Source organism: Blautia sp. AF32-4BH (genome assembly GCF_003460565.1).
Classification (GTDB): domain Bacteria; phylum Bacillota; class Clostridia; order Lachnospirales; family Lachnospiraceae; genus Fusicatenibacter; species Fusicatenibacter saccharivorans.
In genome coordinates this window covers 149536-173502 of record NZ_QTVL01000004.1, presented here as the reverse complement: position 1 = coordinate 173502, position 23967 = coordinate 149536, and the positions used below count along the sequence as shown (strand labels likewise).

Genomic DNA, 23967 nt, shown 5'->3' with positions numbered 1-23967 from the left:
ATGCTGGATCGGATGGCGGAGCTGTTTGAGGTGCCGGTGAGTGTGCTGCTGGGCGGCGGGCTGGAAGTAGAGGAGGAGCAGCCTTCGGAACTGAATGAGATTGCACAGCAGCTTGCGGTCTTAAATGATCAGCTGGTGCAGCAGGCAGTGCGGAGACGGAAAGTGATCCGGTATGCGTTTGTTGGTGTGTTTGCGGCGATCTTTGTTCTGATTGGAGCGGCGATCGGACTTCGGGTGTACACGGAATCACAGCTGCGGGATGAAGCGTCGCTTCGCACGGTTCGTTATGAATGCACGCTCGACGGGGAATCATATGTATATGAAGCTTCCTATAACAGCCAGTATCAGATCCTGTACGAGGGCGGCGATGCCTGGATTTCGAACCATGTGCGGCCGGAGCAGTACGAGGATGTGAATGTGCTGTCGGCGCAGATGCAGGATTACTTCGAAGAAAAAGGCGGAACATGCACGATCATTGACAAAAATCCGTAAAAGTTTTGTATTATTGTATTTTTTTATGGTTTTGGGTATTTTATCTGCCCGGTAATTCCTCTCTTCTGATATAATGGTAACAATGCATTATACTTAGAGGGAGGAATTTTTTTATGTCACAGACACAAACCCGGCGGAGTTCTCAGGTCGATCTGCTTCATGGCCCGATCCTGAAATCTCTGCTGCTTTTTGCCCTGCCGATCATGGCGTCCCGCGTGTTTCAGCAGATTTACAACACGATGGATACCCTGATCGTCGGCTATACACTCGGCGACTCGTCGATTGCGGCGATGGGTGCCTGCTCGTCGATCTATGAGATGATGACCGGATTTACGTTCGGCGTTGGAAACGGTCTTGCGATCGTCACGGCGCGCTGCTTTGGACGGCAGGAGACGGACCGGATGAAAAAATCGGTTGCATCCTGTATCGTCATCGGCGTTGCCGTCACACTGGTAGTTACCATTCTGGCGACGATCTTCATGCATCCGCTGCTGCGCCTACTGAAAACACCGGCGGAGATTCTTGAGGAATCCTACAGCTATATTTCGATTCTCTCGATTTTCCTGTTCGTCATGTTCGCCTACAACCTGTGCTCCGGCCTGCTGCGGGCGATCGGCAACAGCTTCATGCCGCTTGTGTTCCTGATCTTTTCATCGCTGGTGAACATCGTGCTCGATCTGCTGTTTATCCGCACGTTCGGCATGGGTGTCCGGGGTGCCGCGATTGCAACCGTCATTGCACAGGGCATTTCCGTTGTGCTCTGCCTGATTTATATTGTTACGAAAGCGAAAATCCTGCTTCCGGAAAAACGCCACTTCGCGCTGGACCGCGGACTGTACGCAGATCTGCTGGCGCAGGGATTTTCGATGGGATTTATGAGCAGTATCATTTATGTCGGTTCGATCGTTCTGCAGCCGGGCATCAACAGCCTCGGATATGAAACTATCGCCGGACATACCGCTGCGAGAAAGCTGTTTTCGTTCTCCATGATGCCGCTTTCCTCCATGGCGCAGGCCGTCAACACTTACGTTGCACAGAACCGCGGCGCAGACAACTGGGAGCGCGTGCGGAAAGGCATCCGTTACGCTTACATTTTCTGCTTCAGCGTAACCGCGTGCCTGATTGTAATCGTCACCCCGCTTGCACCAACCATGGTACACCTGATCTCTGGTTCATCCGACCCGACCGTCCTCGGAAACGGAGCCCGCTACCTCCGCGTAGCCATCCCGTTTTTCTTCGCCCTTGGTCTTGTCAACTGCAGCCGTCTGGCACTGCAGGCACTCGGAGAGAAAATTCTGCCGTTGCTGTCGAGCTTTATTGAGCTGTTTGGAAAGATTATCTTTGCCATGGTATTCATTCCACGCTACCACTACAGCGCCGTAATCTGGTGCGAACCGATCATCTGGTGCTTCATGGCTGCGGAGCTTGTGATTTCACTGTATCGAAATCCTTATATGAGAAAAGGGAAGACAGGAAACTGATTTTTAAATGAAAAAATTACCGGCCAATGCACGGAAAAATCTGTGTGTTGACCGGTAATTATATATCACATTATATTATTCATAGCAGGCACTGAATGCAGGTCTCATTTCTTCATTTTAAAACACCACCCTTATAATGTTTATTATTATATACGTATAAAACTAAAATATCAATTTTAGAAAGCATTATAAAACGACGGCATAATAAAAATTTGTGGGATTATGGTGTATACTTGAGTTTCGAATCATGGAAAATATAAAGTCAGCATATTTTTATAAAGATCTTTTTAGTCAGGTGATGCAATGAACATTCTATGGAGTTCCATGCTGCTTCTCGGAATCGCATATGGCGCGCTGCAGGGACGGATGCCGGAGGTGACGGATGGGGTGATTCAGGCTTCGAGGGAGGCGGTGGTGCTGGCGGTTTCGCTGGTTGGGGTGACGGGGTTCTGGGCAGGGCTGATGGAGATTGCGAAGAAGGCGGGAGTGATTGACGGGCTGGTGAAACGAATGGGGCCGGTGATGCGGTTTCTGTTTCCGGAAGTGCCGGAAGACCATCCTGCGATGCGGGCGGCGGGGATGAATATGATCTGTAATGTGTTTGGACTCGGCGCGGCTGCGACGCCGCCGGGGCTTGCGGCGATGGAGCGGTTTGAGGAGCTGGAGGAAGAGCGGCGGAAAATGAGAAACCCGGCCGCAGTTCCAGAAGGAACCGCAAACCGGGAAATGTGTACGTTTTTGATTTTAAATATTTCTTCTCTGCAGCTCATCCCCGTCAACATCATTGCGTACCGCAGTCAGTACGGCAGCGTCCACCCAACAGCAATTGTCGGACCGGCGCTTGCTGCGACGGCTGCGAGTACGATTGCGGCGGTGGTGTTTTGCAAAGTGATGGAAAGAATGGGGCGATGATTATTCAGATTACTCAGCCCAGGTGCCGTTTACAAAGACATCGGTCTCGCTTCCGTCTTCGTGAATACCCACGATATGCAGGTCATCCGATCCAACCATAAAGTCAACGTGGATCAGGGAATCGTTGATACCTTTTGCGAGGATTTCTTCATCACTCATATCCATAAATCCGTCCAGCACCTCGGAAAAGCCGGCGCCGGCGGCAACGTGGCAGCATGCGTTCTCGTCGAACAGAGTGTTAAAGAACATCAGACCGGACTGGTTGATCGGGGACTCCTTCGGAACGAGTGCAACCTCGCCGAGCATCGCGGCGCCCTCATCCATCGCGAACATTTTCTTCAGAACCTCTTCGCCCTGTTCTGCGTGGCAGTCGACAACCTTTCCGTCCTTAAAATCAACGGTAAAGTTGTTGATAACCTGGCCGGACCAGCTTAACGGTTTGGTGGAAACGAGGCGGCCTTCACATTTGCCGCGCATCGGGCTGGTGAAAACTTCTTCGGTCGGCATATTCGGGACATAGAAGGTATTGTTCATATGGTTGATATCGCCAGCGCCGCTCCACTTTGCGTCCGGAATCAGTTCAACTGTGAAATCGGTGCCGTTTTTGCTGGTATAATGCAGTTTGCGGAACGCCTGTTCATTCAGCCAGTTGGCTTTTTGGGTCATGCGGTCACAGTGTGCCTGCCAGATTTTTTCAACATCTTCGCCTTCTTTTAAATACAGGCAATCAAAAATAGCATTCCACAGCTTCTCAACCGCAATATCCTCCGGCTCGCCCGGGAATACTTTTCTGGCCCATGCCGGTGACGGAGCGGCAACGATCAGCCACTGATGTTTTCCGTCGAGCTGATCGCGGTATTTTTTCGTTACTTTCCCGCGCATCTGACGGACGGTAGAGAGCAGATCGGCAGAGATGCCGGCAAGCTCATCCGGATCGGAGGAGTCAATGAAAATGCGGACCGGAAGATCTACGGTCATCTGTTTGAGGCGCTCCTCCTCCCAATTCTGAACCGTACCGAGTGTTTCGGCTGTGGCGTACTGATAACTCAGCTTGTTAATCGGACCACACTCCCAGATCAGCTCAACATAGCTTGCACCGGCTTTGTAACACTCTTCCGTGACCATGGTAGCAAGCAGAACCTGATCCACACCGGCCTGCAGACGGACACGCTGTCCTTTCTGTACATTTGCGCCGATTTTTACGATCAGCTTTGCGTATTCTCTTAATTTTGCTTCATTCATGATAAAAAACTCCCTTTTTGTAAAGTTTAAAACTGGAATGGATCGTTAAACGATCCATAGTACGAAACCGGCTCGCCTGCAGTCAGCAGATGGTGTACGTCGCCAACAGTCTGGCAGCGGAAGTACACTTCGCCCGGTTTGCGTTCCTCACTTCCGACGATTGTGACAGAAGTCGGCGCCAGAAACATACCCTGCCAGAGCTGGGTTGGTGTCATATTCAGCAAGTGGGACAGTGCCACGCAGGTAACGCCGAGATGACAGAAGCAGACGATGACAGCCTCGCGGTTCGTCTCATCAGAGGCATGATAGCGATAGCCGTCCCGTACATAGCCGTAGTGTGCAAGCAGCGTATCGAGTCCGTCGGTCACAAAACGGTAATTTTCGTCCATATTTCCGGTTTGCATGATCGGATTTTTCGTCCAGAGATGATTGTCATAGAGATCCCGGTTTGCGTCGAGTACATCCGGCAGAAAATCCCACGGAATCCGGCGCTTCCCGGTTTCCGGGTCAATGACAGGCGCATCAAATTCGCGCAGCCATGGAAGAATTTTGGCTTCGCGATCCGCGTTTTTCAGTGTGAAAGAAGCCGTATCCTTCGCACGTCCGAGCGGCGAGCAGTAAAAATCGGTGACGTTCCATTTCGCCGTTCGCTTCGAAAGCAGCTCAGCCTCACGCCAGCCCTTTTCAGTCAGCGAATCAATCTCATAATTCGGTTCGCCGTGGCGGATAAAGATAATTTTCATAAGAATTCCTTTCTTCGTATGCCACAAATCGTTTGGTTTATGCATCGAAAAGTCAATTTCAGTTCCGAAAAATCTGCGGCAGAGCACAGAACATTCAGAATTGATGTCACTTAGCTTAGTGTATCATAAATTGTCAAACTTGTGTGAGTTTCTGTGGAAAAAGATGTGGCAAATTGGAAGAGGCGTTCGCACGTCTGGTAGGCGGCCTGGGAGGAGTGGTTAAGATTTGAGAGGAGAGTGACAGAGGATGATGCGTTCTGGAAATATTTTTGAACGGGAAGGCAGCAGAGGGCATGGCTGCGATGGAGATGGCACAGAGATTACAGGAGGTGGTGATTATTCTGGTTGGGATAAGATGTATGATCAGGGCAGTATTGAAATAAAGGGGGGATGCCATTTATAAAAAAACAGTAAATTCGTCCACTTAGGACTAGCCGCCGCGGCTGTAGATTGATACAATAAAAGAAATAGGAAATATCGATTTTTTGCATAGGAGGAACACGGCGGCATGGCGGGATATGTGAGTCTTCAGGATGTAACAAAGACCTATCAAATGGGTGAGATTACCATCAAGGCTGCGGATGGGATCAGCTTTGATGTGGAAAAGGGTGAGTTTGTGATTGTTGTTGGACCGAGCGGTGCGGGTAAGACGACGGTGCTGAATATTTTAGGCGGAATGGACACAGCGACTTCAGGAAAGGTGTTGGTGGACGGGGCGGAGATCAGTAAGTACCGCGGCAAGAAGCTGATCCAGTACCGGCGGGAGGATATTGGATTTGTTTTTCAGTTTTATAATCTGATGCAGAACCTGACGGCACTTGAAAACGTGGAGCTGGCGATGCAGATCTGCCGGCATCCGCTGGATGCGTCGGAGGTGCTTGCGGAGGTTGGGCTGGAAGAGAGAATGAATAACTTCCCGGCACAGCTTTCGGGCGGAGAGCAGCAGCGTGTGGCGATTGCGCGTGCGCTGGCGAAGAATCCGAAACTGCTGCTCTGCGATGAGCCGACCGGCGCGCTCGATTATGTGACGGGAAAAGCGATCTTAAAGCTGCTGCAGGATACCTGCCGGGAGAAGGGGATGACGGTCATTGTCATCACTCACAACTCGGCGCTGACACCGATGGCGGACCGCGTGATTAAAATTCGAAACGGAAAAGTGGCGGGCATGAAAACAAATGAGAACCCGACGCCGGTGGAAGAGATAGAATGGTAGGTGGACGATGAGAGCATTTCGAAAAGACTTTATCCGGGAAATCACAAAGAACAAGGGGCGGTTTCTGTCAGTCTTTTTCATCGTGCTTCTTGGCGCGGCGTTTTTCTCGGGCATCCGGTCGGCGGAAGGAGATATGAAAGTCTCAGCGGACCGGTATTATGATGAAGTAAATTATATGGATTTGAAAGTCCTTGGAACGCTGGGGCTGACAGACGATGATCTGGCGGATATCGCGAAGACGGATGGCGTGAAAGCGGTCTACGGCGGAAAAACGGTGGAAGTGCTGCATGACATCGGCGAGAGCGAGCAGGTTGTGAAGCTGATTGCGCTGACGGACGGTGTGAATGAGCCGCGCGTGGTCGAGGGACGGATGCCGGAGAAAGAGGATGAAATTCTTGTTGATACGCAGTTTCTGAAAAGTTCCGGCTGTGAGATCGGGGATCAGGTAACGTTCACTTCCGGAACGGAGGATCCGCTCTCAGATTCGCTGACCGGGGATACGTTTACGATTGTTGGTTCGGCGACGCTCCCTTATTATATGGATCTGAACCGCGGAACGGGCTCGATTGGAAATGGAAGCATCAACAGTTTTGCACTGCTGCTTCCGGAGACATTTACCTCGGATCTCTATACAGAGATTTACGTCCAGGCGGACGGCGCACAGGAAGAGGCGAGCTACAGCGATGCGTATGATGAGACGGTGAAGGCTGTACAGACGAAGATTGAAGCGCTCGAGGATGCGGCGTGCGACCGGCGGTATACGGCAGTCAAAACCGAAGGACAGGAAAAGATTGATGATGCAAAACAGCAGGTCGCTGATGCAGAGCAGAAATTAGCGGACGCAAAAACAGAGCTGGATGACGGTGCACAGCAGCTTGCCGACGCGAAAGTGACGATTGCGGACAAAGAGCAGGAACTTCTCGACGGCGAACAGACGTTAAAGGACAAAGAACAGGAGCTTCTTGACGGAAAGCAGACGATTGCTGAGAAAGAACAGGAACTCCTTGACGGAAAACAGGCCATTGCAGAAAAAGAGCAGGAACTTCTCAGTGCGAAAGCAACGATCGCCGATAAAGAACAGGAACTGGTATCCGGCAAGGCAACGCTGAAAGACAAAGAGGCAGAACTTGCGAGCGGAAAGGCGACGTTGGAAGCAAAGGCGGCAGAGCTGGAAAGTGGAAAAGCGACGCTGAGTCAGAAAGCGGCAGAACTGGAAAGCGGAAAAACAACGCTGAATCAGAAAGCAGCAGAGCTGGAAAGCGGAAAGGCAGCACTGGAAGCGAAAGCAAAAGAACTTTCTGACGGAAAGACACAGCTCGCAGCGAAAGAAACAGAACTTGCATCTGGTAAAACAGAGTTAGAAGAAAAAATGGCGCAGCTTTCGGCAGCAAAAACTGAGCTGAGTCAGAAACAGACGGAACTGAATGCGGCAAAAGAACAGCTTTCCGTAAAAGAAACAGAATTAAATGCTGCGAAGGAACAGCTTTCCGCCGCGCGTGAGGAACTGGAAAGCAAAAAAGAAGAAACCGCTGCAGGACGCGCACAGTATGAAGCGCAGAAAGCAGCGTACGAGGAGCAGAAAAACCAGTACGAAACAGCAAAGGATCAGTTAGCCCAGCTTGGCGGCCAGCTTTCAGACGTGGAAGCTGCGCAGACAGAAGTGGCAGGGCAGATCGAGGCGATTACGGCTCAGCTTGACGGACTGACAGAAGAAGATGAAGTGTATGCATCCCTGTTGGAACAGAAAACTGCGCTGGAAGCAAAGCAGACAGAGTTAGCACAGCAGCTTTCCACGATGCATGAGCAGAAAACATTTCTGGAACAAAACATCGCAGCGTTTGAGGCAGCCAGCGCTGAAGCAGAGGCTCAGCTTGTAGCAGCAGAGGCACAGATTACAGATGCGGAAAATCAGCTTGCAGCGGCAGATGCGCAGTTAACGGAAAAAGAGCAGGAATGCGCCGCCGGTGAGGACGAGCTTGCTGCTGCAAAAGAAGAACTGGAAAACGGTGAAGCGCAGGTTACAGCCGGTCTTGCGCAGATTGCAGATGGAGAAGCGCAGGCAAGTGCTTACCAGAAACAGCTGGAGGATGGAGAAGCACAGCTCAATGCAGCGAAAGCGCAGATCGAAGAAGGAGAAGCACAGATCGAGGCAAACCGCAGCAAACTGGAAGAGGGCGAAGCACAGCTTGCAGCCGCCAGAGCGCAGATCGCGGATGGCGAGCAGCAGATTGCATCATATCAGCAGACGATTCAGTCGGGCGAGGCTCAGCTTGCGGAAGGAAGAAAGACAATTGCCGACGGAGAAAGCCAGTTGGCGGACGCAAAACAAACGATAAGCAATGGAGAAAGTCAAATTGCAGAAGCGAAACAGTCGATCGCCGACGGCGAAACCCAGTTAGCAGAAGCAAAGCAGACGATCGCCGATGGAGAAAGTCAGCTCGCCGAAGCCAAGCAGACGATTGCCGACGGAGAAACCCAGCTGGCCGACGCGAAACAGGAAATCGCCGACGGAAAAATCTCCCTTGCGGATGCGAAACAGGAAATTGCCGATAAAGAAAAGGAACTTGAGGACGGCAAAGCCGAATATGAAAAAGCAAAAGCCGACGCCGAACCAGAAATCGCGGATGCGAAGCAGGAAATTGCGGACGGTGAGAAAACACTCGCAGACCTGAAAAAACCAACGTGGTACGTCTGGGGACGGAATAAGGTAACGTCAACTGAGAGCTTCGGTCAGGATGCCGGCCGTATCTCGAATATCGGAAAATTCTTCCCGGTTATCTTCTTCCTCGTGGCTGCTCTCGTCAGCCTGACGACGATGACACGAATGATCGAGGAACAGCGTCAGCAGATCGGAACATTAAAAGCCCTCGGCTATTCCGACGGCGTGATCGCCTTTAAATATTTCGCATACGCGATGCTCTCCACCGTATCCGGCGCTCTCGCGGGCGTGGTGGTTGGAGAAAAAATCCTGCCCTGGGTTATTATGAATGCCTACGGCATGCTGTATACCGGACTCCCGTATTACATGACCCCGCTGAACTGGGAGCAGGGAGGCCTTGCGATTCTGGCGAGTGCAGCCTGCACCGGCGTGGCGACGATCGCGGCATGCTACAAAGAACTCGCCGCAGGTCCGGCAGAGCTGATGCGGCCGGAAGCACCGAAAAACGGCAAACGGATTTTCCTGGAACGCATCGGCGTACTCTGGAAACATCTGAACTTTACGCAGAAATCAACCGTGCGGAATCTGGTGCGGTATAAAAAACGATTCTTCATGACCGTTATCGGAATCGGCGGATGCATGGGTCTGATCCTCGTCGGTTTCGGCCTTCAGGATTCCATCACCGCGATTGCGAAAAACCAGTTCGTCAGCCTCTTCACCTATCAGGCGAATGCTGTGCTGAATTCAGATGTGGATGAATCCGAAAAAGAAGCATTGCAGACCGATCTGGAAAACTACAGCGGCATCGATGAGCTGCTGGAAATGTACTGCCAGAACATCGAACTGCAGACCGACAAAAAGACCGTGGATGCAGTGCTTGAAGTGCCGAAAGAACTGACGAATTTCAATGACTTCTATGCCTTCCGAGACCGGAAAAGCGGAGAAGTTTACGAATTCCCGACCGACGGCGGCGCAGCCATCAGCGAAAAGACAGCAACGATGCTCGGCGTAAAAGCAGGCGACACGGTTCAGCTGAAAAAAGGCGACGATATTGTGGACGTAAAGATTTCGATCATCGTCGAAAACTACGTGCGCCATTACCTGTATCTGGCCCCGGATCTCTACGAGGAGCTGTTCGGCGGAGCGCCGGACTACAACCAGCTTCTGATGAAATATCAGGACACGTCGGGCAATTATGAGACAGCACTCGGAGAAAAAATCATGACGTACGACGGTGTAGCGGCAATCTCGTTCACATCCGACCTGATTGATCAGATTGACAACATGCTTCGTTCCCTCGACATCGTCATCGTGGTGCTGATCGTATCGGCGGGCCTGCTGGCGTTTGTGGTGCTGTACAACCTGAACAACATCAACATCACCGAACGACAGAGAGAGCTGGCAACGCTGAAAGTGCTCGGCTTCTTCGACGGCGAGGTGGCATCGTACGTGTACCGGGAAAACATGGTGCTGACACTGTTCGGCGTTATCGCGGGCATGGGAATTGGAACGTTTTTACATCATTGCGTAATTCAGACCGTCGAGGTCGATATGATGATGTTCGGACGAAACGTGTTCCCGCGGAGCTACGGCTGGAGCGCCCTGATTACCCTGGCGTTTGCTCTGTTCGTCAATTTTATGATGTTCTACCGGTTAAGAAAAATTGATATGATTGAATCGCTGAAAAGCGTGGAGTAAACAACAGAAAAAGGCCGTCCGCGGTGATGCAGAGAATCTGCAGAAACCGTGGGCGGTTTTTTCATTTTGAAAGTGAAATATGAGCCGGAATGCTTGTTTTTTCAGACATTTCGTTGTATAAAAAAAATAAGGGTTTTTATCAGAACAGAATCAAAAAACAAAGAGTAAAGGGGATTTTTACAAATGGGAACAACAGAAACGAAAAAAATGAGAGTCGGCGTTGTCGGCTGCGGAGCGATCAGTGATATTTATCTGACGAACATGATTCATAACTTTGAGAATCTTGAGGTAGCAGCATGCTGCGCAGGCCATCTTGAACATGCGAAAAAGAAAGCAGAGCAGTATGGCATCAAGGGCTGTACCTACGAGGAAATTCTGGCAGATCCGTCGATTGAAATGGTAGTCATTCTGACACCGGCACCGACCCACGAGGGGCTGATCCGTCAGGCACTGGAAGCCGGAAAACACGTTTACACTGAAAAAACAATGACCCTCGCACCGGAAACGGCAGCGAAACTGATCGAGCTGGCAGAGGAGAAACATCTCTATCTCGGTTCCGCACCGGACACCTTCCTTGGATCGGCACTGCAGACCGCAAGAAAAGCGATCGACGACGGGCTGATCGGCGAGGTGACATCTTTCGAAGCATGCGCAAACCGCGATCTTGATTTACTGGCGAGCATCTTCCGTTTTCTGCGGATGCCGGGCGGCGGTATCTGCTACGATTTCGGTGTTTATTATCTGACGGCAATTGTGAGTCTTTTTGGTCCGGTGGATCGCGTTGTATCGTCCGTGCGAAACCTTGCGGCGAAGCGTGTGAACATCATTCCGGGCAGCCCGGAATACGGACAGGAATTTGACTATACAAACGAAAGTCAGGTCTTTACCATTCTGGAAATGAAAAACGGTGTGACCGGTACATTCTGCGTCAATGGTGACAGCGTCATCAATGATCAGGCGGTATTCACCATTTACGGTAAAAAAGGTATCTTAAAGCTTGTTGATCCGAACAATTTCGGCGGCGATGTTGTCTATATTCCGGGTGTAAAAGACTGGACACAGCAGGCTGTTCCGGAAGTTTTACATTATGGCTTTGATTACAGCGAAAACAGCCGTGGTCTTGGCCCGTCTGAGATGGCAGAAGCAATTGCCGAGGGCAGACCAAACCGTGCGAGTGCCAAAATGGCATATCACGTACTCGATACGATCGATCAGATTATGAAGAGTGCGGAAACGGGTGCATTTGAGAAGGTTCCATCCACCTGCGAAAGACCAGAGGCCATGCCGAATTCATAGCCTATTTCTGATAGGATTGCAGGTACATCTGACGGAAGTCGGTAGGGCTTACATTTTTTGATTTCAAAAAGACTCTGTTAAACGTAGAAATACTGTTAAAACCGGATTCGAGCGACACTTCGGTGATCGTGAGATCCGGTTTTTTTAACAGGTTTTCGGCGATATGGAGCCGTTCCCTGGTGACGAAATCCGTGAAGGAGAGGCCGGTGTATGCGCGGAACAGCTTGGAAAAATGGCAGCGGGAGAATCCGGCGACTTTTGATGCTTCTTCCAGGGAAACCGGTTCGGTGCAGTGACTTGAGATCCAGGTACATGCAGCAACCATCTGGCGGTGTACCTGTGCGGAATGGCCTGTTTTTTGCGGTGCGGCAGTTTCGGTCGGCACGGAGAGATTTTCGCCGAGCAGAATAAAAAACTGATATAGCAGAACGCATCCGCGCAGTTCAGAAAAACTGATACCGGAGAGGGAGAGCCTGCGAAGCTCTGTCAGAAATCCGCGAAGCTTTTCGATTTCCGGGAAGTTGTTCTGATTCAGAAGACGGATCTGATAAAAAAGATAAGCAACAGACTGGAAATCCACGCGTTTTTCCAGAAAATCTGCATCGAGTTGAAGCATGATCAGGCGATGTTCTTTGTTGGTTGTGGAAACAGCGTGCAGCTCGCCGGGCCAGATAAAAAGAAGATCACCGGGCTTTAGCGGAAAGGTTTCTCCATTTACTTCATAGATAATGCCGTTATCCTGTGCAAGCACAATTTCGATATAGTGATGCCAGTGCAGACCGAAATAGGCGGGGACATGCGAAATAGAGATATCGTAAACATAGCTGTTAGCAAAATGATTGTTTTCGAAAAAAGAAGTCGAATCGTTTTTCATGGCAAAAGAATCCTCCGTATCTGATAAACGGTATTATACAACAGAAGAGAGAAAAAATATAGAAAAAATCGAAACATCTGGGCAATGATCGGCAATATATAAGTAGTGTTTTACGAGGATCTGTATTATGGTTAAGATATGAAAATTGTGAAGAACGGCAGAAATCGGAAAAAGAGTGATGTGATTTTGGCGAAAATTCACAATAAAAGTTTATGAAAAGTGAAGAAGTGAGAGGTAAGCGAAAAATGCAGATTTATGTAGATGGAAATGCTGTACGAAGCGGAAATGGGCAGAAGGAATATCCATTTCAGACGATTTCCGAGGCGGCAAAAATTGCAAGGCCCGGCGACGAGGTGCTTGTAGCGTCTGGCGTATATCGGGAATATGTAGATCCGGCGAATGCGGGATGTGAGGATGCAAGAATTGTGTACCGTTCTGTGGAACCGGGAAAAGCTGTGATTACCGGTGCGGAAATTGTGGATAACTGGGAGCATTTGGAGGGTGATGTGTGGACAGCGCGCGTTTCGAACGGATTGTTTGGGGATTACAATCCATATACGACACTGGTCAGCGGTGACTGGTTTATCGCATCCTACACGGCACACACCGGAGAAGTGTATCTGAATGGAAAATCCATGTATGAGGTGACAAGTCTGGATCAGGTGAAAAAGCCGGAGATCTATAAAAAATCCTGGGATCAGGCATTCACGGTTTACACCTGGTATGTGGAGCAGGACGAAGAAAAAAATGAGACCGTTTTCTATGTGAATTTTCAGGGAAAAAATCCGAACGAAGAAACCGTAGAAATCAATGTACGTGAGAATTGCTTTTATCCATCGAAGGAGGGCATCGGTTATATCACGCTGTCCGGCTTTGTTGTAAAACAGGCGGCAACTCAGTGGGCTCCGCCGACGGCATATCAGGAAGGAATGGTCGGCCCGCACTGGTCAAAGGGATGGATCATCGAGGATTGTGAGATTTCAGATTCGAAGTGCTCGGGCATTTCCCTTGGAAAATACAGACAGCCGAACAATGACAATAAATGGCTCAAATGGAAATTCAAAGATGGTACACAGACGGAGCGTGACTGTATCTGCCAGGCGCAGCGAGAGGGATGGACGAAGGAAAATATCGGAAGCCATATCATCCGCCGGTGCAACATCCACGACTGTGGACAGACAGGTATTGTAGGCCACTTAGGCGGTGTGTTCTCGATTATTGAGGATAACCACGTTCACCATATCAATAATAAACAGAACCTTGCGGGTGCGGAGATCGGCGGCATCAAGATGCATGCAGCAATCGATGTGATCATTCGAAGAAACCATTTCCATCACTGTACGAGAGGCCTCTGGCTTGACTGGCAGGCACAGGGCACACGTGTTACGCAGAACCTGTTTCATGACAATACGCTGCCGAACGAGGAGAATGCAAATCCGGAGGGGATGGACGGCATCGGCGAGGATATCTTTATTGAAATTTCCCACGGACCGACGCTGGTGGACAATAACGTACTGCTTTCGGACCGCGCGATGAAGCTGGCAACGCAGGGTGTTGCGGTAGTACATAACCTGATCGCGGGATCGTTTACTGCTGTCGGCCGCGGTGTCAACAATGGCTCCGAAAAGCTGCCGTCGCCACGCTACACACCGTACCATGTGCCGCATCGCACGGAGATCAACGGATTTATGACGGTTCTTCACGGTGACTGCCGGTTCTACAATAATATCTTCATCCAGAAGCCGGTTCGTGCGGGAATGGAAGAAATCCGTAAACTGACCGGAGATAATGAGTGGGATGACGGAAATCTGACAGCAGGAACCGCACCGTACAGCGGATATCCGACATTGGAGGAGTACGTGGCAAGATTTGAGGGCTACTGCGGAATGGGCTCCGGAAAGTCACCGGATCTGTATTACGAGAAGCTGCCGGTATGGCTTGGCGGCAACGTTTACTTCAATGGGGCGAAGCCGGCAGAGCAGGAACAGGACGCTGTAGTGGATACCGAGCATGAAATCACCATCGGTGTAAAAGAAGAGAACGGAAAATGGAAACTGGAGACTAATGTTTACGATTATCTGCCGCAGAATGCCTGTGCAGTGATCTCAACGGAGACGCTTGGCATGGCATTTGAGCCGGAACAGAAATATGAGAATCCGGATGGAACGCCGATCGTGTTCCGATATGACTACTTCGGAAACCGTCAGGGCATTCATCCGCTGCCGGGCCCGTTTGCATCAAAAGAGGCTGCGGAAGAAGCATTATCGTAAAGAAATTCTATAGACCCGCAAAAAAATAGCGTAAAAAATTCAGCGCCGCAGAGAGTGAATGATTGCGTCACAGCCTTTTTTGCAGTGTTTTCGGGTTTTACTATAACAAAAAGGAGTATAGAGAAATGATTTACTATGTCAATAATTCCGCTCCGAAGAATGGAAACGGAACAAAAGAGATGCCGTTCAAGTTCATCAACGATGCGGCAAAAATTGCAAAGGCAGGAGATGAAGTTCTGGTTGCACCTGGTATTTACCATGAATATGTTGATCCGGTCAACGGAGGAACCGAGGATACAAGAATCGTCTATAAGAGTGAGAAGCCGCTCGGCGCAAAGATCACCGGTGCGGAAACGATGAATGACTGGGAGCATTACAAAGATAATGTGTGGGTATGCCGTGTAGACAACGGAGTGTTTGGCAATTATAACCCATACACGACAATGGTCGGCGGTGACTGGTATTTTGCACCGGTGGTACGCCATACCGGCGCGGTTTATCTGAAAGACCGCCAGTTATACGAGGCAGAGACGCTCGAGGAGTGTATCAAGGGCGAGGTTTATGCGCCGTCCTGGGAGCCGGAGTGGTCGGTTTACAAATGGTATACCGAGCAGGACAAAGAGAAAAATCAGACGGTCATCTACGCAAACTTCCAGGGTAAAAACCCGACGGAGGAAAAAGTAGAAATCAACGTGCGCCGGAACTGCTTTATGCCGTCGAAAACAGGCGTAAATTACATTACGTTCAGTGGATTTGATGTCAGCAAGGCAGCAACGACATGGGCGCCGCCGGCTGCTTATCAGGACGGTATGATCGGTCCGCACTGGTCGAAGGGATGGATTATTGAGGACTGTGAGGTCAGCAACAGCAAGTGCTGCGGTATTTCGCTCGGAAAATATTACGATCCGGAGAACGACCATTACTTTACCAGAAAACACGTAAAAAGCCCGACCCAGATGGAGCGTGATGCTGTGTGCCGCGGCCAGTATCACGGCTGGACGAAGGAGAACATCGGAAGCCATATCATCCGCCGCTGCCACATCCATCACTGTGAGCAGACCGGTATTGTCGGACGGATGGGCGGTGTGTTCAGTATCATTGAGGACAACCACATTCACAACATCAACAATATGCAGCAGCTTGGCGGAGCCGAGATTTCCGGTATCAAGATGCATGCAGCGATCGATGTTGTGATGAGAAGAAATCACATTCATCATTGTACGATGGGCATCTGGTGCGACTGGGAGGCACAGGGAACACGCCTGACCCAGAACCTGCTGCACGACAACTGCCCGCCGGAGGGAACACCAAAGGCAGAGGGCGCAATGATGAGTCAGGATATTTTCATCGAGGTTGGCCATGGTCCGACACTGATCGATAACAACATTATGCTCTCACCGGTCAGCGTTCGTATGGCGACCGATGGTATTGCCTGCGTACACAATCTGATGCTTGGCTCATTAACTGCAGTTGGCGGCGGAACAGGAGACCGTTACACGCCATATCACATCCGTCACCGTACCGAGGTTGCCGGATTCATGACATTCCTGCATGGCGATGACCGGTTCTACAACAACATCTTTATCCAGAATTACCCGGTTGAGGAAACAGAAACGGTTGAGGACATGGGCTTCAAGATGGAGGATAACCAGGAGGTCGGAACGCATGTGTTCGACGAGTATCCGACCTATGACGAGTGGATCAGCCACTTTGAGCTGGATAAACCGGCCGACATGAGCAAGCTGGAGCCGTATCACAATAAATGTCATCTGCCGGTTTGGGTAAACGGAAACGCTTACTTTAACGGAGCAAAGGCGTGTGTGAATGAAAAAGAGAATCTTATGGATAACGAGAACCAGGTTAAGGTGGAACTTGTGGAAAAAGACGGCCACTATTCCATCAAGACGAACGTGTATGAGTTCCTGAAGGATTTCCGGACGGGAATTATCAACAGTGATATTTTAGGATACGCCTTCGAGCCGGAGCAGAGATTCGAAGATCCGGACGGAAGCACGATTATCTTCGATCAGGACTATCTTGGCGAGCACCGCGGCGTGGCAGCAATGCCGGGACCGTTTGCGGATGGAGCTGAGGCAGAGAAGATTCTGTGGTAGAAGAAATCAGAACTTACCGGTTGATATGAAAAAAACAGGGCGCTGTGCAGGAAATGGCACAGCGCCCTGTTTTGGTAAAAGGAAAGTCAGGATGCCTTTGCAGAATCTTTTGCCGTCGGCATTTTCGCGTATAAGATTTTCAGTATAATCGGTGTTGCAACACTCGAGAAGAGAATCAGCAGAATCACGGCACTGAAGAAATCGCCGGATAAAAAGCCTGCATTCAGACCCTTTTGCGCGACGATCAGACAGACTTCACCGCGGGTCATCATACCGACACCGATTTTCAGGCTGTCGCCCCAGGTAAAGCCGCATCCCTTTGACATCAGGCCACAGCCGATGATTTTTGCGACAAGGCCGACGATGACGAAACAGATGGCAAAGAGTACGAATTTCTCGTTCATGCCGCTGAGCGTTGTTTTGAGTCCGATACTTGCAAAGAAAATCGGTCCGAAAATCATATAGGAGCTGATATCCATTTTTTCTTCGATGTAATCGGAAGAATCGAGGGAACACAGGATAACGCCCGCAACGTATGCACCGGTAATATCGGCGATGCCGAAATATTTTTCGGAAATGTAGGACAGTCCGAAGCAGAGTGCAAGACCCAGAATCGGGAGACGGCGGGTGTGCGGAAATACGGAGTTCATGCGGTTGAACAGCTTAAAGCAGAGAAAACCGAGCACAATCGCAAGGGCAAAAAACAGAATGGTGGAGGCTGCTACTTTCAGCGGATTGGATGTCGGATCCTTAAAACCGATGACAACAGTCAGCACAATGATACCAATGACATCATCAATGATAGCTGCGTTTAAGACGGTTGTTCCAACCTCTGTTTTCAGTTTGCCGAGTTCTTTTAAGGCCTGTACGGTGATGCTGACCGATGTTGCAGTCAGAATAACACCGATAAAAACAGCGTGGTAAAATTCTTCCGTTCCGACAGCAGAGAAGCCATAAAAGCTCATGTATAAGACGGCTCCAAGAACCAGAGGAACAAAAACACCGGCACAGGCGATCAGCAGGGATTTCACTCCGGTGCGGAGCAGATCCTTCAGGCTGGTGCCAAGACCTGCGGAGAACATCAGCAAAATGACACCGATCTCCGCCATCTGTGCGAGAAAGTCAGACTGCTGAACGAGTCCCAGCACACTGGGTCCAAGGACAATACCGGCAATCAGCTCGCCCACAACCTGCGGAGCCTTGCATTTTCTGGCAAGAATACCAAACAATTTTGCGAATACGATAATGATTGCCAGGTCTTTTAAAATGACATACGTATCCATGAAAAAGATACCCCCTTTTATGAAGTTTATGTATGTGTCGGCAGCTTGAAAGAGCAATGCCGGAGTTTGATACGCATACATTTTCAGTATAACAAAAATTGAGAAAAAATACTATCGGCAAGAAAGAAAAAATAAAGTAAAACGGAAAAATGATGCAGGCGTATGGAACCGTTCTTTTGTAAAACAAAACTGGAAAAGAGGATTGTGAGGGTTATTGTCAGATTAAGAGCAGTGAATGGTAATGGAAAAAGAGATATAGAAAAGAGCATGTAGATATAGTATGATCAAAGCAGCAAATAAATTTTACATGGAGTTTAAAAAGCGGGATCAAAGAAAAAACGAAAGGGGAAAGAAAAAATGAGAGTTGGAAACGTGAAAGAAATTGTATTTTCGAAAGATCCAAAACAGATGAACTGGTTGCGTGAGGATTTTCCGTATGCCGAAGTGAAATGTCCTCCGGAGTTTTCAGCGGAGGTGCAGAATGAGAAAGACGGAGATGTGCTGACAACGAAGATTGTGGTTTCTTACAACGGTGCGCATTCGTATTTTACAAATGCCGGAAGTATTGGGGTTTCATTTCCGTTGCAGGACCGCTACACGGACAGTGTGACCTGCCGTGACTATCGGTGTCATGCACATGTTTTCTGTGGGGAGAATACCAGTTATATTATGGCGCTCCGCATGGGCGGTGCGGCTCCGCATCTGGGAATGGTGTTCACAAAAGGCAGTCTTTCTGCTTACAGTATTGAGCGCGATCTGAAACTGCAGAGCAATGACAGAGGCTGCTTCTGGCTGCACCCGTCCGCACAGGAATTTGCGCCGGGAGATACAATGAAGCTGGAGTGGAAAGTATTTCCGCATCAGGGACGCGAAGATTTCCGGGAGAAATTAAGAGCATTTTCCCAGGTGATTCTGGTGGATGCGGAGCAGTATGTGATTTATCCGGGAGAGACGAGTAAGGTAACCATTGAACCGGTATTTCCGGCGGAAAAAGTGACGGTAAACGGAACATCGCTGGAAAAGACGGAAAATGGTGTTTATGAATATCTGTTTGAAAATGAAAAAACAGGGGAGTATGTACTTTCGATCTGTGCCGACGAGGTGAAAACCACCTGCCGTCTTCTCGTGCAGGAGCGGCCGGAAACACTGGCGGCAAAACGGTGTGCGTTTATCGTCGATCACCAGCAGTATCATGGAAAGATCAAAGAACTGCAAGGTGCCTATCTGCCGTATGATAACGAAGAAAAAATTCTCGTCTGCACGCCGGAAAACGATTTCAATGCCGGACGGGAGCGTACCGGTATGGGTGTGCTGATTGCACGGGCACTGCAGCAGAATCTTTTAAAAGACCGGGAAAAAGCGGAGCAAAGCCTTCGTGAGTACCATGCATTCTATCTTCGCGAGCTGGTAAATGCAGCAACAGGTCTTGTTTGCAACTGCTCAGGAAAAGACAACAGCTATTTCCGGCTTTACAACTACCCATGGGCAGTGACATTCTTTCTTGAATGCTGGAAGCTGTGGGGAGAAAAAGAAGATTTGAAGACAGCAGTTCATATCACAGAGAAATTTTATGAACAGGATGGATTCCGTTTTTATCCGATTGAAATGCCGATTGTGATGCTCTGTCAAGAGCTGGAAAAAGCAGGAGAACAGGAGGATCTGAAAACAGTAAGAGATCTGTTCCGACGTCATGCTGATCAACTGATTGAGATTGGAACGGCTTATCCGGCTTCGGAAGTAAATTACGAGCAATCGATCGTACAGCCGGCGGCTGAAGTCATTCTTCAGGTTTATGAAGTGACCGGGGAAGAAAAATACCTGCGCGGAGCCGAGCAGCAGATCGCCGTCCTCGAACTCTTCGACGGCCAGCAGCCGGACTACCATCTGCATGAAATTGCAATCCGTCATTGGGACGGCTACTGGTTCGGAAAACGCAGAGTCTTCGGAGACACTTTCCCGCACTACTGGAGTGCAGAAAACGGTCGAACCTTCAAGCGTTACGCTCGCCTGACCGGAAACGAAGAATATAATATTCGCGGTGAGCATTCCCTGCGCGGCGTGCTGTCCATGTTCTTTGAGGATGGAACAGCGACCTGTGCGTACCTGTATCCGTATTCCGTCAACGGCCAGAAAACCGATTTTGCTGATCCGTATGCCAATGACCAGGATTGGGGATTGTGCATGAATCTGGAATAAAGAATGACCAGAACCTTCAAACTGAAATCATACAGAGTGATTCAGTTTGGAGGTTTTTGGGATTTGCAGAAGATGGATTCCGGCATGGTGTAAGAATAATGATATGATTTTCCTCAATGATGATGTAATAAAACCAGAACCAGACAAAGGATTTGTGAAAATCAAAAGGGTATGGAAACAATCCATACTCTATTTTTTCTTGTCAAAGCGGATATTCGCAATCCGCTTCGCTACTTGCTTGATTCGGTTAAAAAGAGAAATAAAAAACGTTGACGAAAAAAAAGAAATTTGATAAACTGAAAAAATAAAAGGGAGTAGCTAGCCAACCGTGTTCACTTCTTCGTCAGTACAGCTATTGATATTCAATAACTCGGAAAGTGATTAAATAGCGAGACTTTTACTGTAGATGCAGTAGGAGTCTCTTTTTTTATGCCTATAACACCTGCTGCAAAGAATGCAAAAGAAAGAGAGGAAGATACGTATGATGTTACAGGCAGGGATTTTGATAGTGGGTTTCCTTTTTCTGGTAAAAGGAGCAGACTGGTTTGTGGAAGGGTCTGCAAGCATAGCAAGAAAGTTTGGAATTCCCCAGCTGATTATCGGACTTACCATTGTTGCAATGGGAACGAGTATGCCGGAGGCTGCTGTAAGTATTACCGCAGCGATGCAGCAGAACGCAGGAATTACGATAGGAAATGTGGTTGGAAGCAATATTTTGAATATTTTTATTATTCTCGGACTTACGGCATTAATAACAAATGTGGCAATACAAAGGTCTACCTTGTTTTATGAAATACCGTTTATGATGTTTGTTACGGTAGTTTTAATGATATGCGGAATGACAGGAGGAAAAGTAACGTTTGCCGAGGGCATAGTCTTATGGGCACTGTTTCTTGTATATCTTGGCTATTTGTTTGTAATGTCGAAAAAAGGGGAAAATCCGGAAGAGGAGGAAGCGAAAAATTATCCTGTCTGGAAATGTCTTCTTTTGATGGTGGCAGGCGGCGTCCTGGTTGTAAAAGGAAGTGATTTTGCCGTCAGCGGGGCAACCGAGATTGCCCGATACTTTGGAATGAGTGAGCGTTTTATCGGATTGACGATTGTTGCTCTCGGAACATCTCTTCCAGAGCTGGTAACATCTGTGACAGCAGCAAAAAGAGGAAATGCAGGGATTGCAATCGGAAATATTGTCGGAAGCAATATTTTTAACATTTTATTTGTAATTGGAACAGCCGCACTGATCTGTCCTGTGCCATTTGAAACTAAATTTATTGTAGACACAGGAATCGCAATTCTGGCAGGTCTGGTTTTATGGATTGGGACGTACAAGAACAGGGAATTACGGAAAACGTGTGGTGTCGTTATGCTTTTATGCTATGCAGGATATTTTGCATATTTATGTGTGGTATAAGATGAACCATTTTTGATGAAACCATTATTTAAGCACCGACCATTTGGCCGGTGCTTTTGAAGTGCATTCTTCTGGAACATATGCTATAATCTGATCAAAGTAGAGAAAAGCGGAGAGTAGAAATGAAAAAATTACCAGAATCAGAACAGGAAATTATGATGATTATATGGGAATATGAGGAACCTGTCAGTCGATTTCAAGTTGAAGAAAAATTGAATGTAGAGAAAAATGTTGCACCGAGTACCATTTTAACATTGCTTACTCGTTTGGAAAAAAAAGGATTTATTCAAAAAGTGAGGAACGGGAAATCAAATCTTTATGTACCATTAGTAGAAAAAGAAAATTATATAGGCACGGTTGGAAAAAACATGTTAGATAAAATGTTTCAAGGGTCATTAGCAAAATTCGCATCGGCACTGTATGATGGAGAAAAACTTAGCTCAAAAGAGGTTAAGCAATTGCAGGAATTTATTGACAGACAAAAATAGAAAAAGTGGTGTAGAGGATATAGTTACAGATGGCATTTATCATAAAGTGGAATCTTTCAATAGGCATAGTCGCATTTATGGCATATGTTGTACAAAAAATAATGGGGAAAAGGCTCGGTCATTACTGGAGAAAGATAGTCTGGATACTTCTGACACTTAAAATGTGCTTTCCGTTTTGGAGTGTGACAGAGAAATTTCGGCAACATCCTTTTATGATTTCTATGCCGGCATATTATATCGGGGAACAAAATCAAAAGACCGCGATCATGACGAAAATGGGAAATGTTTCAATTCGAGGGTGGATGTCAGGCGAAAAATTTTTGCCATATATATGGATTGCAGGGATGATTTTATGTCTTTTGTTTCACGCAATACAATATAGAATATGGAAAAAAAGAATATTTGCAGAATGTAAAAAGATGCAAAAAAATTCCGTATTAGAAGCTCTAAAAAAAGCAAGCGAAGTTTGTAAAATAAAAAAAACAGAAATATGGGTCTGTGAAAATCAAGATTTTTATTCTCCTATGTTGTTTGGTGTACGAAATACAAAAGTATTGATTCCACAAGAAATGCTGGAAACGGAAAATTACTCCTATGAAGAATGGTATTTGATTTTTTTACATGAATTGACACATCAGAAAAAACACGATTTATGGTATAAAAGGTTTCTTCAAATTATAAGGGATGTTTATTGGTTTTGTATCCCAATGCTGTGGGTGCAAAAAATGGCAAATATAGATATCGAATGTGTCTGTGATGAGACTGTTACAAAACATATGAATCTGACGCAACGGAAAGATTATTGCAATGTTATTTTAAAAGTGGCTTCAAAACAAACGAAAAAAGAATTGTCTGGAGTTGTTTCAATGGTATCAGAAACAGAGATACTGAAAGAACGATTTTACAATGTGTTTTTAGCAAGAAAAAAACTTCGAATATACGTCACTGTTTTTCTTTTTGGAATAATTATTTTGAGTTTTTCGGAAATGCAAATAGCGCGACAAATATGGTCATCATCGCATATAGAAAATTGTCCCAAATGCAAAGCTGCGGTACAAGGAGAAGTGGTTTGGAATGCATGGGAAAATGAAAAAAATGTAGTATGTACACATCAATATGCATGGGGAGATGACTTACAGAAAGCCAGATATGGAGTAGAAAAAATCAGGTGTAATGAATGTGAAAATTTTTTTGAGATAAAGATCAGGCAAGAAAAAATAGTCTGCCATGGGTATAATGATTAATTAGACAAATGTAGAAAAAGATTGACAAAAAGTAGGAAGTATGGTATTTTTGTTATACAAATGTAGAACGTATGTTGACAGGTATAATAAATTTTTAAGGAGAAAAGTATGAAAGCGGTAAAGAAAAAATTTCCATTTTTCTAATGACCTTAATGTTGGCCAGTACATTTTCTGCCAATGTAACAAAAGCGGATGTTATCGAAAGTAAGAATATTTTTGCGTATGAAGAAATTATGCTGTATGCTGCAGTTTGCCCGAGATGTGGAGGAAGAATAACATCGTCAACCGTATGGGGAAGCTGGATAAGCAGTGGTACAGTTACATGTACCCATGGTCACGCATGGGGGACTG

17 protein-coding genes are annotated in these 23967 nt (G+C 47.8%); 13 read left to right on the top strand and 4 right to left on the bottom strand.

The annotated features are described in order from the left end of the window. The 3 genes from DWZ44_RS07000 to DWZ44_RS06990 all read left to right on the top strand — a co-directional run bounded on the left by DWZ44_RS07000 (position 1) and on the right by DWZ44_RS06990 (position 2885). Positions 1–492 (top strand): hypothetical protein, encoded by a 492-nt coding sequence (locus DWZ44_RS07000; protein WP_117804493.1) that lies wholly within the window; start codon positions 1–3, stop codon positions 490–492. A gap of 113 nt (positions 493–605) precedes the next feature. Next, on the top strand, positions 606–1973 hold the full coding sequence (locus DWZ44_RS06995; protein ID WP_117804492.1) for an MATE family efflux transporter: 1368 nt from the start codon (positions 606–608) through the stop codon (positions 1971–1973). 303 nt (positions 1974–2276) lie between these two features. After that, positions 2277–2885, top strand: coding sequence for a nucleoside recognition protein (locus DWZ44_RS06990; RefSeq protein WP_117804491.1), 609 nt, complete (start codon positions 2277–2279; stop codon positions 2883–2885). A 9-nt stretch (positions 2886–2894) separates the two neighbouring features. On the opposite strand, the gene DWZ44_RS06985 is transcribed toward DWZ44_RS06990, so the two are convergent. Both DWZ44_RS06985 and DWZ44_RS06980 read right to left on the bottom strand, forming a co-directional pair. Continuing rightward, entirely contained in the window at positions 2895–4127 is a 1233-nt protein-coding gene (locus DWZ44_RS06985; RefSeq protein ID WP_117804490.1) for an aminopeptidase, read from the bottom strand. Positions 4128–4153: 26 nt separating this feature from the next. Then, entirely contained in the window at positions 4154–4870 is a 717-nt protein-coding gene (locus tag DWZ44_RS06980) for a histidine phosphatase family protein (protein ID WP_117804489.1), read from the bottom strand. A 247-nt stretch (positions 4871–5117) separates the two neighbouring features. Between DWZ44_RS06980 and DWZ44_RS18160 the strand changes: the two genes are divergently transcribed. The 4 genes from DWZ44_RS18160 (at position 5118) to DWZ44_RS06965 (ending at position 11736) form a co-directional block, all read left to right on the top strand. Continuing rightward, a complete protein-coding gene (locus DWZ44_RS18160) occupies positions 5118–5273 on the top strand; it encodes a hypothetical protein (protein WP_158565837.1) in 156 nt (51 codons plus the stop codon). 105 nt (positions 5274–5378) lie between these two features. Beyond that, positions 5379–6083: an ABC transporter ATP-binding protein gene (locus tag DWZ44_RS06975; RefSeq protein WP_055226115.1), complete on the top strand. Its 705-nt coding sequence runs from the start codon at positions 5379–5381 to the stop codon at positions 6081–6083. Between the two features lie 7 nt (positions 6084–6090). Next, on the top strand, positions 6091–10440 hold the full coding sequence (locus DWZ44_RS06970; protein WP_117804488.1) for an ABC transporter permease: 4350 nt from the start codon (positions 6091–6093) through the stop codon (positions 10438–10440). Between the two features lie 183 nt (positions 10441–10623). Next, positions 10624–11736, top strand: a complete 1113-nt coding sequence (locus tag DWZ44_RS06965) for a Gfo/Idh/MocA family protein (RefSeq protein WP_117804487.1) — start codon at positions 10624–10626, stop codon at positions 11734–11736. A 1-nt stretch (position 11737) separates the two neighbouring features. Here the strand turns inward: DWZ44_RS06965 and DWZ44_RS06960 are convergent, their stop codons facing one another. Next, the gene (locus tag DWZ44_RS06960) at positions 11738–12610 is read right to left on the bottom strand and encodes an AraC family transcriptional regulator (RefSeq protein WP_117510717.1); all 873 of its coding nucleotides are present in this window, start codon (positions 12608–12610) and stop codon (positions 11738–11740) included. A 245-nt stretch (positions 12611–12855) separates the two neighbouring features. On the opposite strand from DWZ44_RS06960, the gene DWZ44_RS06955 reads away from it, so the two are divergent. Together DWZ44_RS06955 and DWZ44_RS06950 are read left to right on the top strand one after the other, a co-directional pair. Next, the gene (locus tag DWZ44_RS06955; protein ID WP_117804486.1) at positions 12856–14880 is read left to right on the top strand and encodes a right-handed parallel beta-helix repeat-containing protein; all 2025 of its coding nucleotides are present in this window, start codon (positions 12856–12858) and stop codon (positions 14878–14880) included. 125 nt (positions 14881–15005) lie between these two features. Further along, positions 15006–16994, top strand: a complete 1989-nt coding sequence (locus DWZ44_RS06950) for a right-handed parallel beta-helix repeat-containing protein (protein WP_117804485.1) — start codon at positions 15006–15008, stop codon at positions 16992–16994. Positions 16995–17080: 86 nt separating this feature from the next. Here DWZ44_RS06950 and DWZ44_RS06945 read toward each other — a convergent pair whose 3' ends face one another. Beyond that, positions 17081–18277 carry a cation:proton antiporter gene (locus DWZ44_RS06945; RefSeq protein ID WP_117804484.1) on the bottom strand — a complete coding sequence of 399 codons (1197 nt, stop codon included), beginning with the start codon at positions 18275–18277 and terminating at the stop codon, positions 17081–17083. A 357-nt stretch (positions 18278–18634) separates the two neighbouring features. Between DWZ44_RS06945 and DWZ44_RS06940 the strand changes: the two genes are divergently transcribed. The 4 genes from DWZ44_RS06940 to DWZ44_RS06920 all read left to right on the top strand — a co-directional run bounded on the left by DWZ44_RS06940 (position 18635) and on the right by DWZ44_RS06920 (position 23616). Further along, entirely contained in the window at positions 18635–20473 is a 1839-nt protein-coding gene (locus tag DWZ44_RS06940; RefSeq protein ID WP_117804483.1) for a six-hairpin glycosidase, read from the top strand. 481 nt (positions 20474–20954) lie between these two features. Further along, a complete protein-coding gene (locus DWZ44_RS06930) occupies positions 20955–21884 on the top strand; it encodes a calcium/sodium antiporter (protein WP_117801807.1) in 930 nt (309 codons plus the stop codon). A gap of 122 nt (positions 21885–22006) precedes the next feature. Next, on the top strand, positions 22007–22372 hold the full coding sequence (locus DWZ44_RS06925; RefSeq protein ID WP_022461242.1) for a BlaI/MecI/CopY family transcriptional regulator: 366 nt from the start codon (positions 22007–22009) through the stop codon (positions 22370–22372). 29 nt (positions 22373–22401) lie between these two features. After that, positions 22402–23616, top strand: a complete 1215-nt coding sequence (locus DWZ44_RS06920) for a M56 family metallopeptidase (RefSeq protein WP_117804481.1) — start codon at positions 22402–22404, stop codon at positions 23614–23616. The last annotated feature ends 351 nt before the right edge of the window (positions 23617–23967 follow it).